The 13,920-nt window shown below is 71.6% G+C and carries 8 protein-coding genes and 3 tRNA genes; 4 read left to right on the plus strand and 7 right to left on the minus strand.

What is annotated here, in order from left to right; translation table 11 throughout:
* The first annotated feature begins 136 nt into the window (after positions 1 to 136).
* Both wecB and ACR9E9_RS04260 read left to right on the plus strand, forming a co-directional pair.
* Complete coding sequence (gene wecB, locus ACR9E9_RS04255; RefSeq protein ID WP_435202029.1) at positions 137 to 1,234, plus strand: non-hydrolyzing UDP-N-acetylglucosamine 2-epimerase; 1,098 nt, start codon at positions 137 to 139, stop codon at positions 1,232 to 1,234.
* Positions 1,231 to 3,366 (plus strand): acyltransferase family protein, encoded by a 2,136-nt coding sequence (locus tag ACR9E9_RS04260; protein WP_435202031.1) that lies wholly within the window; start codon positions 1,231 to 1,233, stop codon positions 3,364 to 3,366. Before wecB ends, ACR9E9_RS04260 begins: the two co-directional genes overlap by 4 nt.
* A gap of 18 nt (positions 3,367 to 3,384) precedes the next feature.
* On the opposite strand, the gene ACR9E9_RS04265 is transcribed toward ACR9E9_RS04260, so the two are convergent.
* The 5 genes from ACR9E9_RS04265 to ACR9E9_RS04285 form a co-directional block, all read right to left on the minus strand.
* Positions 3,385 to 5,544, minus strand: coding sequence for a glycosyltransferase family 4 protein (locus ACR9E9_RS04265; protein ID WP_435202033.1), 2,160 nt, complete (start codon positions 5,542 to 5,544; stop codon positions 3,385 to 3,387).
* Positions 5,545 to 5,589: 45 nt separating this feature from the next.
* Positions 5,590 to 7,392, minus strand: a complete 1,803-nt coding sequence (locus ACR9E9_RS04270; RefSeq protein ID WP_435202035.1) for a glycosyltransferase — start codon at positions 7,390 to 7,392, stop codon at positions 5,590 to 5,592.
* A gap of 111 nt (positions 7,393 to 7,503) precedes the next feature.
* Positions 7,504 to 7,577 (minus strand) — tRNA-Phe (locus ACR9E9_RS04275).
* Positions 7,578 to 7,603: 26 nt separating this feature from the next.
* Positions 7,604 to 7,677 (minus strand) — tRNA-Asp (locus tag ACR9E9_RS04280).
* Positions 7,678 to 7,711: 34 nt separating this feature from the next.
* Positions 7,712 to 7,784: transfer RNA gene (locus tag ACR9E9_RS04285), tRNA-Glu, on the minus strand.
* 222 nt (positions 7,785 to 8,006) lie between these two features.
* On the opposite strand from ACR9E9_RS04285, the gene ACR9E9_RS04290 reads away from it, so the two are divergent.
* On the plus strand, positions 8,007 to 10,121 hold the full coding sequence (locus ACR9E9_RS04290; RefSeq protein ID WP_435202037.1) for an acyltransferase family protein: 2,115 nt from the start codon (positions 8,007 to 8,009) through the stop codon (positions 10,119 to 10,121).
* A gap of 3 nt (positions 10,122 to 10,124) precedes the next feature.
* Here ACR9E9_RS04290 and ACR9E9_RS04295 read toward each other — a convergent pair whose 3' ends face one another.
* Both ACR9E9_RS04295 and ACR9E9_RS04300 read right to left on the minus strand, forming a co-directional pair.
* Positions 10,125 to 11,174: a PHP domain-containing protein gene (locus ACR9E9_RS04295; protein ID WP_435202039.1), complete on the minus strand. Its 1,050-nt coding sequence runs from the start codon at positions 11,172 to 11,174 to the stop codon at positions 10,125 to 10,127.
* A gap of 4 nt (positions 11,175 to 11,178) precedes the next feature.
* Positions 11,179 to 12,615, minus strand: a complete 1,437-nt coding sequence (locus tag ACR9E9_RS04300) for a GuaB1 family IMP dehydrogenase-related protein (RefSeq protein ID WP_435202041.1) — start codon at positions 12,613 to 12,615, stop codon at positions 11,179 to 11,181.
* A gap of 41 nt (positions 12,616 to 12,656) precedes the next feature.
* On the opposite strand from ACR9E9_RS04300, the gene ACR9E9_RS04305 reads away from it, so the two are divergent.
* Positions 12,657 to 13,913, plus strand: coding sequence for a DUF445 domain-containing protein (locus ACR9E9_RS04305; protein WP_435202043.1), 1,257 nt, complete (start codon positions 12,657 to 12,659; stop codon positions 13,911 to 13,913).
* Positions 13,914 to 13,920 lie beyond the last annotated feature (7 nt).

Raw genomic sequence — 13,920 nt, forward strand, 5'->3', positions numbered from 1 at the left:
GCTCGCGGCCCGCCGGGGAGATCGGGCGCGGTGGTTGCGCCACGACTGGTGTGCTTCCCGCGACCACCAGATCCACGTGTCAGACTGAGCGGCGGTCCTGAAGTCACACGCTTTCATCGCCAAGGCAGGAGAACTCATGGCGCTCGTAGTCCATGTCACCGGTGCGCGGCCGAACTTCCCCAAAGCGGCACCCGTCCTGGAGGGGCTGGCCGCATACGACGTCGAGCAGCTCTTGGTGCACACCGGTCAGCACTACGACGACAAGATGTCCGACATCTTCTTCCGGCAGTTGGGCATCCCGAAGCCGGACGTGAACCTCGGGGTCGGCTCCGGAGCCCACGGCGCCCAGACGGCCAAGGTCATGGAGGCGCTCGAGGAGCTCTTCACCGACCGCCGCCCCGACCTCGTCGTCGTCTACGGTGACGTCAACTCCACGGTGGCAGCGGCCCTCGTGGCGGCGAAGATGGGCATCACCTTCGCCCACGTCGAGGCCGGACTGCGCTCCTTCGACATGACGATGCCCGAGGAGATCAACCGTCTTGTCACCGACAAGCTCTCGGACCTGCTGCTCACCACGAGCACGGACGCGATCGCCCACCTCGGGAACGAGGGCACGGCGCCCGACAAGATCCACTTCGTCGGCAACCCGATGATCGACACCCTGCTGAAGAACAAGGACCGTTTCGACGCGGACGCGGCTCGCCGGGAGGTCGGCATCGACGGCGACTACATCGTCGCCACGCTGCACCGCCCGGGCAATGTCGACGACCCGGACGACGTCAAGGCGCTCGTCGCCGCGATGCACGCCGTCGCCGACCAGGCCCAGGTCGTCATCCCGCTCCACCCGCGCGGGCGGGCTCGCCTCGAGGAGGCCGGCTTCCTCGCCCACGATAGGATGCGGGTCATCGACCCGCTCGGCTACATCGAGTTCATGGGTCTCGTCCGCGGCGCTGCCGCGGTCGTCACCGACTCCGGCGGTGTCCAGGAGGAGACGACGATCCTCGGGGTCCCGTGCCTCACCCTTCGTCCCAACACGGAGCGCCCGGTGACGATCACGCACGGCACCAACCGGCTCGTCACCCGGGAGACCCTCGTCGAGAGCGTGCGGGAGGTCCTCGCAACGGGACCCCTCACCCAGTGGGACACCCCGCCGTTGTGGGACGGCCACGCCGGCGAGCGCATCGCCACGGTCCTGGCCGGGTCGGTGGGGGCTGCCCGTCGAGGCAGGGCGTGAGCGGCGCGCCGCCGGGGGAGAAGGAGCTGCCGGCCGAGGTCAAGGGGGCAGCCGGCGAGGCAGCACACGGCGCGAAGGGGAAGAAGAACCTCCGCGGTGACATCGAGGGCCTGCGGGCCGTCGCCGTCGGCACCGTCCTGATCTACCACGTCGGCATCCCCTTCATGCCGGGCGGATTCGTCGGCGTCGACATCTTCTTCGTCATCTCCGGCTTCCTCATCACCTCCCTCCTGCTGCGTGAGGCCGCCAAGAGCGGACGGATCTCGATCGCGGACTTCTACGCCCGCCGCGCGCGCCGGCTGCTGCCCGCGGCCTCGGTCGTGCTGCTCTTCACCGCGGTCCTCGGGTGGTTCGTCCTGCCCGGCGCGGACCGGGCCAACCTCGGGATCGACGTCATCACCGCGACCTTCTACGTCGTCAACTGGGGCCTGGCCTACCGGTCGGTCGACTACCTCGCCGAGGGGGCAGCGCCCTCCGCGCTGCAGCACTACTGGTCGCTGTCGGTCGAGGAGCAGTTCTACGTCGTCTGGCCGTTGATCATCATCCTCGGACTCGTCATCGCCCGGCGGACGCGCCTGCGCCCCAAGCCCTTGCTCTTCGGGATGCTCGGCGCCATCGCCGCCGCGTCGCTCGGCTACTCGATCGTCCACACGGCGTCCGACCCGGCGACCGCCTACTTCTACACGACGACCCGGGTCTGGGAGCTGGCCATCGGCGCCCTGCTCGCCTTCCTCGTCGTCCGCCTGGCCTCGTTGCCACGACGTGCGGCCGAGGCCGTCGCCGCCGTGGGCCTCGTGCTCGTGCTGTGGTCGGCGTTCTTCCTCGACGGCACGGTTCCCTGGCCCGGCTCCTGGGCGCTCGCGCCGACCGTCGGAGCCGCCCTGATCATCGCCGCGGGCTGCGCCTCCCAGGGCACCGTCACGGCCAGGCTGCTCAGCCTCAGGCCGATGGTGTGGATCGGTGGCCTCTCCTATGCCATCTACCTGTGGCACTGGCCCCTGATCACCCTGGCCAAGGTCGCCTATCCCGAGATCCGTATCCGCCACCTCGTCCTCGTGGGGGTCCTCTCGATCGTCCTGGCGTGGCTGACCAAGCACCTCGTCGAGGACCCGATCCGCTTCCACCCCGGGCTCAGTGCCAAGGCCTCCCGTGGCCTGCTCTTCGGCCTCGCCTCGATGACCGTCACGGCGCTCGTCGGGGCCGCTGTCTGGGCGAGCGTGCCGACGCTCGACGAGGACGCCCGGGTCACGGGCGCGACGGCCCTCATCGGGGACCAGTCCGCGCAGGAGTGGTCCGTGCGTGAGGACCTCGACTCGGTGCTCACGACCTCGGGCCCGCTCAACCCGGACCCTGCCGTGGCCACCAAGGACGTCCCGAGCTATTACGACGACGGCTGTCAGGTCCAACCCGGCGACACCACGGTCGACACCTCGTGCACCTACGGGGACGAGAACTCCGACACGGTCATCGCCCTGGTGGGTGACTCGAAGATGGGCCAGTGGTTCCCGGCATTCGAGGAGATCGCCCGCCAGGAGGGCTGGCGCCTCGACCTCTATCTGAAGTCGAAGTGCGCCTTCGCCGAGGGGGAGAGCGCGGACTCAGAGTGCGCGGAGTACACGAAGAACGCGGTGGACCTCATGTCGAGCGACGAGACCCGCACCCCCGACGTCGTCGTCAGCTCGGCCAGCGACCCCGACGTCGCCTCCGCGGACCTCGCCACCCCGCTGCGGACCCTCACCGAGGGGGGTGGCCAGGCCGTCACCGTCGCGAACAACCAGCACCCCGGGAAGGAGGTCTACTCCTGTGTCGAGGAGGCCGGCGACGGCGACTACGCCGACTGCGGCTTCCCCCGGGAGGACGTCGACGCCAGCCTGGGTCAGGCGGCCGACCAGGCCGACGGGACCTACCTCGAGCTCGACCGGTGGGTCTGCCCCACCGATGCGCAGACCTGCCCGCCGGCCATCGGCGAGGTGCTCGTCTACCGGCAGGGGAGCCACGTCACGGCGACGTACGTCCGGACGATGACCCCGATCATCTGGCGCGAGCTGTCGGCAGCCGGGGTCACCAAGACCCCCGTCGAGGAGATCACCACCCAAGACATCCCGGAGGCGGCCGCCAGCGCGAAGGAGTGAGGCCCTCTTCGTCGGGGGTCAGCCGAGGAGGCGGTGGTAGGCCGCGTCGGCGATCCTCGTGACGTCGCTCCAGTCCCGCTCGGCGAGGACCCACTCCCGGGCCTGGCGGCCCATCCGCTCGCGCAGCTGCGGGTCGTCGAGGTAGCGGGCGATCTGGCGGGCGAAGTCGGAGGCGTCACCCTTGTCGAAGACGAGGCCGCGCACGTCCGGCTCGACGATCTCGGTGAGCGCCGCGACCGAGCTGGAGATGCACGCCTTGCCCATGGCCATCGACTCGAAGGGCTTGATCGGGCTGATCAGCTCGCACACGGGCAGCGGCAGCCGGGGGAAGGGCGTGATCTGGAAGATCGAGAGGTAGCGGGCCACCTCCTCGTGCGGCACCCGACCGGTGAAGGTCACGACGTCGAGGACGTCGAGGTCACGGGCCATGCGGTGCAGCTGCCCCTCGAAGTGCCCGTCGCCGACGATGATCACCGCGAAGTCGTCCCGGGTCTGCTTCAGCTCCGCGGCCGCGAGCAGCAGCAGGTCGAGACCCTCGTAGTCCACGAGACCGCCGGCGTAGCCGATGACCGTCTTGCCGCGCAGGCCGAGCTCGTCGACGAGTGCCTCGTCCGGCTGGCGGGGCTCGAACTGGCTCGTGTGCACGCCGTTGGGGAGGACGGCGATCCGCTCGGCCGGCCCGCCGCGGCGGATCATCTCCTCGCGCAGTGCCTCGGTGATGACGAAGGTGAGGTCGGCGTGCTGCACGATGTGCAGCTCCAGGGCGGTCATGTACCGGTAGGCGTCGGTGCGGCCGAAGTCGGGGTTGCGCGAGATCTTCATCAGGTCCTCGAGGCCGCGCATCTCGTAGACGAAGGGAAGGCCCAGGCGGCGGGCGGCGCGCAGGCCGGCGAGCCCGTTGTTCTGGAAGCTGCTCGCGTGGATCAGGCCGGCGCGGTGCTGTCTCGCGACCTCCTCGACGCGGCCGGCGAAGCGCTCGATGTAGCTCGACATCGGTGTCGTCGCGTACTCACGCTCGCCGGGCTCGAGGAGGCGCACGTAGGTCATCGAGTCGACGACGGACGTGGCCTCGACCTTGCGCGTGGTCCCCTGGCCCCAGAAGTCGTAGGGGAAACCGAGGCGGGTCGCGGCGAGCATGTCCCAGCCCAGGCCCTGCAGGCCGGTGAGGATGCCGTGGCTGCGCGTGGCGTACCCGCCGGAGCGGTGCGGCAGTGACTGGGCGAGGACGGAGAGCACGGCGCGGGGTGCGGGCTCGTAGGAGCGCTCCCGGGCCTCCTCCGTCGGCCACCCGGTCCGGCCGATGTGGATCTGGTCGGAGACCTGGGCGTGGGTCTCGCGCGCGCCGGCGTAGGTGCCGGTCTCGATCATCCGGCCGGTGATGACCTGCGCGGTGTCGAGCCAGCCGGCACGGGCGGCCTGACGGGCCAGCGAGATGGCGGTCTTCTTCGGCACGACGGCCACCGTCGCCGCGTCGTGCACGACGAAGAGCTCACGCAGCTCGTCCCAGCCCTTGAGGTCGCCGAGGACGCGCGTCGCGGACCGGAAGCCCTCCGGGGAGCGCTGACCGACCTCGAGTGCGGTGGCGCGCTGGGCTGCCACGTCACCGGCACCGCGGATCTCGGTCTCGGTGCGGATCAGCTCCAGGGTGTGGGTGCTGTGGCTGACCCTCCACGTCGCCACGTTGGCGATGAAGGCCTCGGCCTCGAGCACGTCCGTGGTGGCGAACCAGCCGAGGAGACGCTCGGCGTCCCGGGTGGTCCGGGGCTGGGTCACCGCGGCCAGGGCATTGGTCTCGCGGATGAGCGCGGTGCGGCGACCGCGCTGCGCCACCGCCATCGCCAGGCCGAGGGCCTCGGCATCCGGGTCGCCGGCGAGGACGGCGTGGGCCTCCCGGGTCGCCTCGTCGAGCTGTCCGCGCGAGAGGTGGGCCCAGGCGCGCAGGCCGTGACCGGTCGTCCCGAGGGCGGACTCGGGCAGACGGCCGAGGAGCCGCAGACCCTTGTCGTACTCCTTGGCGTCGAGCACGAGGGTGCGTGCCTGCGCGAAGACGGCCCGCAGGCCCAGGGCGCCGCCCTGGCTGGGCAACGACGCCACGGGGTCGAGGCTGACCCGGCGCACGACGGCGCGTGCGGCGCGCTTGCCCTGGGACTTCGCGCTGGTCTTGTCGGTGGATGCCACTGTCAGGTCCTTCTCGTCGTCGGTCGTCGCGGGGTGGCCGCGGGTCTACAGGCTTACGTGCGTCGTGGGGTCACCGTAGAAGAGGAGGTGCCCCGCGGCGGTGAGGAAGGTGGAGTCGGTGACCGTCCACGTGTGCGAGTGGCGGTCGTCGCCGCGCAGGGACACGTAGTTGTACCGGTCGCCGGAGTAGACGCGCACCCCCTCGGCCATGGAGCGGTCGAGGATGTCGGAGTCGACGGCGCGGGGGATGTCGCTGAAGCGGACCTGCCGTGCCACGTCCCCGGCGAAGAGCATCGACCCACCCTGGATGCGGCGCTCGTAGCGGTGCTCGGCGTCGGGGTAGCGCAGGACGACCGCTCCGGTGGCGCGCAGCCACACGTAGTGCGCCCACTTCCCGACGATGCCGGCGTCGGTGTAGGAGAAGGCCGCGAGCAGGTCGGAGAAGTAGTGCTCGCCGTAGATGTTGTCGTCGTCCATCTTGGCGATGTACTGCCCGGCGGCGGCGTCGACGCCGAGGTTCATGCACGCACCGAGGGTCAGTGAGGCGTCCGCGTGGATGATCTGCACGTCGCGCACGCCCGCCCGGGTGGCGCGACGGCGCAGGTCGGCGTCGTCGGTGTCCAGTCCGTGGAGCACGAGGACGAGCTCGAGCGCCGCGTGGTCCTGACGGCCGAGGTTGGCGAAGACGTTGTCGAGCTCGTGGGCGCGGTTGGTCGGCACGACCGCGGAGATCGTCGGAGGGGTGATCGCCGGGACGGTGAGGCCGGCGGCCCCGGCGAGCTCACGGGCGCGGTGGGCGCCCGTGTGACCGGCGAGGACCGTGCGCTGCAGGCGCAGTCCCTCCCGGGCCACGAGCTCCTGCTGGTGGACGCGGGCGACGATCTCGCTGCGCAGGCCCTTCGGCTCGTCCACGCGGGGCACGAGCGCGTTGACCGCGTCGGGGACGTCGGCGGTGTCGGGGGTGCCGACGACGGGCGTCTGCGCGGCCGCCGCCGCGACGCTCGTCCACGCACCCGCAGGAGAGGTGGCCGAGAGGTCGACCAGGACGGATGCATCGGCGAGCTCACCGGGGGAGATGCGCTTGGTCAGGGCGGGCGGAAGGGTCACGGAGGAGGCCCCCGGGAGCTGCACGACCGTGGTCTGTGCCTTGGGCATGGGCTGCAGCGCGTCCGCGAGGAGGCGAAGGGAGGAGTCGTCACCGAGTCGGGAGAGACCATCGACGACGACGAGGGCGCCGGAGCGGCGTGTGGTCGTGTCGTCGTCGCGGGCCAGGCCGCAGGTGCGGGGCTGTGCGGCCGGCTGCCAGTGGTGGGCGGCGCGGCCTGCGGCGATCAGCCCGTCGACGGTCCGGGTGGAGCTGGCACCGATGGTGGTGACGTCGGCGGCCCACTCACCCGGGGCGTCGTCGTCGGTGACCCAGAGAACCGTCGCGAGGGACGCTCCCTTCGCTGCTGTGAGCATCTCGACGAGGGCCGACCCGTCGCCCCAGCCGGGGACCGAGCCGCCCACGCCCTCGAGGAGGAGCAGGTCGACTCCGGTGATGTCCTCGCGCCAGGTGTCGGGGCCGAGCGGGCGCTGGATCCACTCCGGGGCGAGGACCTCCGACAGGCGCGGGCCGGCGGCGACGGCGACGGTGAGCTCGAGAGGAGGGACGGGGGAGTTGGGGGCTCTGACGGCACACGCGGGCGGTGCGGTGCGCTCGGGCGACGGGGTCGTCCCAGGTGCCGAGGTGGGCCCGGGGGGAGGGGTCGCCGTCGCGGCGCCAGCGGGTCGTCGCTCGGTCAGCGCGGCTCTCGCCGCCTGCTGCAACCGCTGGGTGATGGCAGGTGCTTTCCTCGATCGGCTCACGACTGGTCAGTCTCCCACGTCGTCTGCGGGGGAGCGAAGCGGCGCGGGGCGTGCCGCGAGACGACGACGGGCGCCACCGCAGTGCGGTGGCGCCCGTCGAGTGGGATCCGGTGGCCAGGGGCGGGGTCGAACCGCCGACCTTCCGATTTTCAGTCGGACGCTCGTACCAACTGAGCTACCTGGCCGAGCCGGTCCGGACCGGACCAGCGAGCGACCGCGACGGGACTCGAACCCGCGACCTCCGCCGTGACAGGGCGGCGCGCTAACCAACTGCGCTACGCGGCCTTGTGGTGTGCAAGGCACATTCAATTGTCGTGCGTATCCCCAACGGGATTCGAACCCGTGCTACCGCCGTGAAAGGGCGGGGTCCTAGGCCGCTAGACGATGGGGACCAGCCTCAAGGACCCCTCGCTACGCAGCAGGCAGCACCCGAATCCGTCGAGGACTCGGAAAGCATACGAGAGACATCGCGGAACGCCAAAACGAGGTGCTCGGGCGCCACGCCGGGGCCGGGGAGCCCCGGATCCGCGGGGCCCGCGACTAGCCTGACCGCAGTTCGGGACGGTGACGAAGGGACGGCAGTGGGGTCAGGTGTGGCTGCGCGGGAGCGCACGGTGCTGACCGAGGGCCTGCCGGAGCGACGGTTTCGGCCCGAGCTGCACGGTCTGCGCGGCCTGGCGATCCTCCTGGTCGCCCTGTTCCACATCTTCGGGCAGGGGCGCGTCTCCGGCGGGCTCGACGTCTTCCTCGTCGTGTCGGGCTTCCTCTTCACCGGCATGCTGCTGCGCGAGGCGGCGACGACGGGCCGGATCGCCGTCATCCCCTACCTCGGCCGACTGGCGCGCCGGCTCCTGCCGGCCATGGTCACCGTCGTCGCGGTCACCACGGTCCTCGGACTCATCGTGCTGCCGGAGAGTCGGCGGATCGCACTGCTGCGCGAGGGCGCGGCCTCCACGCTCTATGTCGAGAACTGGGAGCTGATCCACAGCCAGCTGGCCTACGAGGCGGCCGGCAGTGAGACGAGCGTCTTCCAGCACATCTGGTCGCTGTCGGTCCAGGGCCAGTTCTACCTGCTGTGGCCCCTGCTCACCGTCGGGGCCGTCATGGTCGCCCGGCGGATGGGGATCCGGGCGCGGCACGTGATGATCGCGGTCGCGGTCCTCGTCATCGCCCTCTCCTTCCCCTACGCCGTCTACATGCACCACGCGGATCAGGCGAACGCCTACCTCAACACCGGCACGCGACTGTGGCAGCTGGCCGTCGGCGCGCTCATCGCCCTGCTGGGGTCCGAGGTCCTGCCGAGGAGGGTCCGGCCGGTCACCGGGTGGATCGGCGTCGCGCTCATCGTCTCCTGCGGATTCTTCCTCGACGGGGGAGCGCTCTTCCCCGGGCCGTGGGCCTGGTGGCCGGTGCTCGGGTTCGCTCTCGTCATGTGGTCCGAGCACCCCACGAGGTGGGGCGCCAGCCGGGTGCTGTGCCTGCCCCCCTTCGCCTGGATCGGCGACATCTCCTACGCGTTCTACCTGTGGCACTGGCCGCTGCTGGTGCTGTGGCTGACCTACCGCGGCAGCGAGCGGGTCGACCTCGTCGAGGCCGTCGGGATCCTCGTGGTGAGCCTGGCCCTCGCCCAGCTGACCGTCAGGGGGGTCGAGCGCCCGACGACGAAGGGGCTCGGGGCGCGGCCGGCCATCGCGGTGGGTGTGGGCGCCGCGCTCGTCGCCGTCGTCGCCGCCCCGGCGGCGCTCGGCGCGAATGCCCTGCAGCGCGACGTGGAGCGCCAGCTGGCGCGTCAGCAGCAGCTGACCGCCGCCGCATCGGAGGACTCTCCCCTCGGCACCCCGAGCGAGCCCCTCGTCCTGGACAACCCCGGCGGGCGGGTGCTCGACCCGCGCAGCTGGGTCGAGGCGAAGCCCGGGGCGGCCCTGATCCCCGACCTCGCGGTGCTCGAGCAGGACCAGCCGGCCTACTACGACGAGCCCTGTCGCCAGGAAGGGATTGGGCCCGGGACGGACGAGGTGCTCGTCTGCGACGACCCGGACCGCCCGGAGGGCTCGCCGGGGTGGCAGGAGATGCCGGTCGTCGTCATCACCGGAGGCTCGCACGCGGGCCAGTGGGTCCCGGCCTTCCGGGAGCTCGGGCGGCAGCACGGCTGGCGCATCCTCGTCGTCGACAAGAGCGGCTGTCAGCTCACGAGCAATCACGGGCAGTACCCGACGCCCCGGGACGTGGCCCCGCGGACCACCTGCGCCGGGTGGAACTCGGCGGTCGTGGACACCCTGGAGGGGCTCGACCCGGACCTCGTCGTGACCATCGCGACCACGAGCCTCGGCGCCCCGGAGAGCACCTCGCTCGGCTTCCTCGACCAGTGGGCCGAGGTGCGCGCCCGCGACATCCCGCTGGTCACCCTCCGGGACAGCCCGCGCATCCGCGAGCCCCTCTCGGAGTGCCTCAGTCGCGAGGACGACCCCCGGGCCTGTGACACCCCGATGACCGGCGGTGTGGGATGGGGGTTGGCGAAGGCATCCCCCTTCCTCGAGCTGGAGGAGACCCCGGACGTCGGGTACATCGACCTGTCCGACTACTACTGCCCCGACGGCACGTGCCCGGCGATCGTCGGCAATGTCGTCGTCTACCGGGACAAGTCGCACCTGTCCGCGGCCTATGTGCGCACCCTCGCGGCGCCGCTCTCCCACCAGCTGCGTGAGCAGGCGCCCCAGCTCTACGAGTGAGTCTCAGCGCCGCCCGGACCACTCCCGCACGCGCTCGGCCTCCCACGTGGTGACGATGCGCTCCAGCGGCACCCCGAGACGCTGCGCCCGTTCGGCTCCGTAGGCCTTCATCTCCAGCTGCCCCGGAGCGTGCGCGTCGGAGTCCACCGCGAAGAGGCAGCCGATCTCCAGGGCGAGCTCGACGAGCTCGTCCGGCGGGTCGCAGCGCTCGGGGCGGGAGTTGATCTCGACGGCGACGTCGTGCTCGGCGCACGCCTCGAAGACCTGCCGCGCGTCGAACTCGCTCTGCGGGCGCGTCCCCCGACCGCCGGTGACGAGGCGGCCGGTGCAGTGGCCGAGCACGTTCACCCGCGGGTTGCTCACGGCAGCAACCATCCGGCGCGTCATCGGGGCCTTGGTCATCTTCAGCTTCGAGTGGACGGACGCCGTGACGAGGTCGAGTCGCCCGAGCATCTCCTCGCTCTGGTCCAGGGCCCCGTCGTCGAGGATGTCGACCTCGATCCCGGACATCAGCGTGAAGGCATCGCCCAGGGAGGCGTCGATCCTCGCGAGGAGGTCGAGCTGCTGCGAGAGGCGTTGCGCCGACAGGCCGTTGGCGATCCGCAGTCGCGGGGAGTGGTCGGTGAGCACCATCCACTCCTGGCCGAGCTCGACGGCGGTGAGGACCATCTCGTCGATGGGGCTGCCGCCGTCGGACCAGTCGGAGTGCAGGTGGCAGTCACCGATGATCGCCTCGGCGTAGTCCGCGGCCCCCTCGACGAGCGGACCGCCGTGCTCCTCCTGCTGCCGGACGAGGTAGTCGGGCAGCTCACCGCGGACGGCCTGCGTGATGACCCCGGCCGTGGACGCGCCGATGCCGGCGAGCTCGGTCAGCGTGCCCGCCTCGACCCGCTGCCCGACCTCCCCTTCGTCGAGGCCGCGCAGGACGCCCACGGCACCGCGGAAGGCCTCCACCCGCCGACTGTGCTGTCGGGAGCGCTCGAGGAGGAACCCGACGCGGCGCAGCGCCTCGACCGGGTCGACCGGTGCCTGCAGCGGCTCGAGGGGTCTCATCGGGTCACCACGAGGTGTGCAGCGGTCGGCCCTCGGCGAAACCAGCCGTGGACTGCAGGCCGACGAGCGCCCGCTCGTGGAACTCCTCCAGCGTCGCGGCGCCGGCATAGGTGCAGCTGCTGCGCACCCCGGCGACGATCTGGTCGATGGCGTCCTCGACACCCGGACCGGACGGGTCGACGTACATCCGGGAGGTCGAGATGCCCTCCTCGAAGTGCGACTTGCGGGCCCGATCGAAGGGAGAGTCCTCCGCGGTCCGGCCCCGCACCGCGCGGGCGGAGGCCATGCCGAAGGACTCCTTGTACCGACGCCCGTCGGGGTCGGTGACGAGGTCGCCGGGGGACTCCAGCGTCCCGGCGAACCAGGAGCCGATCATGACATTGCTCGCGCCCGCGGCCAGGGCGAGCGCGACGTCGCGCGGGTGGCGCACCCCACCGTCGGCCCACACGTGCCTACCCAGCTCCCGGGCCGCCGCGGCGCACTCGAGGACGGCGGAGAGCTGCGGTCGGCCGACCGCGGTCATCATCCGGGTCGTGCACATGGCGCCCGGCCCGACGCCGACCTTGACGATGTCGGCGCCGGCCTCGATGAGCGCGCGCGTCCCCTCGGCGGAGACGACGTTGCCGGCGACGACGGGCACCTGCGGGTCGAGGGAGCGGACGGCGGCGATGGCCTCGAGCATCTTCGCCTGGTGACCGTGGGCGGTGTCGACGACGAGGACGTCCGCGCCGGCCTCGAGCAGTGCCGTGGCCTTGCCGGCGACGTCGCCGTTGATCCCGACGGCCGCGGCGACGCGCAGCCGCCCGTCCGCGTCGAGGGCCGGGGTGTACATGCTCGCCCGAACCGCGCCCTTCCGCGTCTGGACGCCGACGAGACGACCGCTGCCGTCCACGACGGGGGCGACGCGGCGCCGCGCGCGGTGCAGCTCGTCGAAGGCCGCGCGGGGGTCGACGTCGGCCGAGAGGGTCATCGGCTCGGGGGACATCACCTCGTGCACCTGGGTGAAGCGGTCGACACCGTCGAGGTCGCGCTCGGTCACGACGCCGACCGGCCGGTCGTCCTCGATGACGATCCCGGCACCGTGGGCGCGCTTGGAGATCAGCGCGAGGGCCTCGCCGACGGTGACGTCCCGCTCGAGGGTGATCGGGGTGTCGTGGACGAGGTGGCGGCCCTTGACGAAGGAGATCACCTCCGCGACGACGTCCACCGGGATGTCCTGCGGGATGACCGTGAGTCCGCCGCGCCGGGCGGTGGTCTCGGCCATCCGACGTCCGGCGATCGCCGTCATGTTCGCGATGACGAGCGGGATCGTCGTGCCCGTCCCGTCGGAGGTGCGCAGGTCCACGCCGTGGCGGCTGGCGACGTCGCTGTACCGCGGCACCATGAAGACGTCGTCGTAGGTCAGGTCGAACTGGGGTTGCAGCCCATTGAGGAAGTCCACCTGCGTGAGTCTAGGCGGCGCGATGGGAGAGGATCGGGGGCGTGAGCTTCCTCCAGGCGACCCCGGCTGATGCCCGACGAAGGGCAGGCCTGCGCCGCATGCGATTCGTCGCGACCGGCCTGCTCGTGCTGGTGGCGCTCGTCTACGTCCTCACCCTGCGCCTCGACCACGACGGCGTGTGGGGCTTCGTCAACACCGCGGCCGAGGCCGGGATGGTCGGCGCCCTCGCCGACTGGTTCGCCGTGACGGCGATCTTCCGCCACCCGCTCGGCATCCCGGTCCCGCACACCGCCCTGGTGAAGAAGCGCAAGGACGAGCTCGGGCGCAGCCTGCAGGAGTTCGTCTCGGAGAACTTCCTCACCGAGGAGATCGCCCGTGACCGGCTGGCGGTCGCGCACGTGGCCGAGCGGCTGGGGGTCTGGCTGGGGCAACCCGACAACCGGCTGCGGGTGCTCACGGAGGTCTCCCGCGGGGGGACGCGCGGGCTGGAGCGGGTCGCCGACGAGGACGTCCACGACTTCCTCTCGCAGATGCTCCTGCCACGGCTGGCCAAGGAACCGGTCAGCCCCATCCTCGGCTCGCTGCTCGAGGGGGTGGTCGAGGGGGGCAGTCATACCGGCCTCGTCGATCTCGGGGTCGATGAGATCCACCGGTGGCTCACCGACAATCCCGAGCTCTTCGCCGAGGTCGTCGGCGAGAAGGCCCCGTGGTGGTCACCCGAGTGGCTCGACGACCGGGTCATCGGGTGGACCTACCAGCAGGCCCTGGGCTGGCTGGCGGAGATGCGCGCCGACCCGGCGCACCCGGCGCGACGTGCCCTGGACGACCTGCTGCGCCGCCTCGCCGACGACCTGCAGCACGACGCGCAGGTCATGGCCAGCGCCGAGGCGCTCAAGGAGCGGCTGCTCGCGCACCCGCAGGTGCCGACGAGCGCCGTCGCCGTGTGGCAGTCGCTGCGCACCTCGCTGCTCGGGGCGATGGCCGACCGCGACTCCTACTTCTGGTCCCGGGGCGACGAGCTGCTCACGCACCTGGGCGGGCACCTCGCGCAGGACCCGGCGTGGCAGGGCCGGCTCGAGACGCACCTGGGGGAGATCGTCGCCTTCTTCGTCAACACCTACGGCGAGGAGCTGGCTGAGGTCATCTCGGTGACCGTCGAGCGGTGGGACGCGGACGAGGCGAGTGAGCGCATCGAGCTCTTCGTCGGTCGTGATCTGCAGTTCATCCGGATCAACGGCACGGTGGTCGGCGCGCTCGCCGGGCTGGTCATCCACGCGGTGAGCGTGCTCATCGCCTGACCGGGCC

Origin of the sequence: Janibacter sp. GS2 (genome assembly GCF_051200835.1) — a bacterium.
Taxonomy (GTDB): Bacteria; Actinomycetota; Actinomycetes; order Actinomycetales; family Dermatophilaceae; genus Janibacter.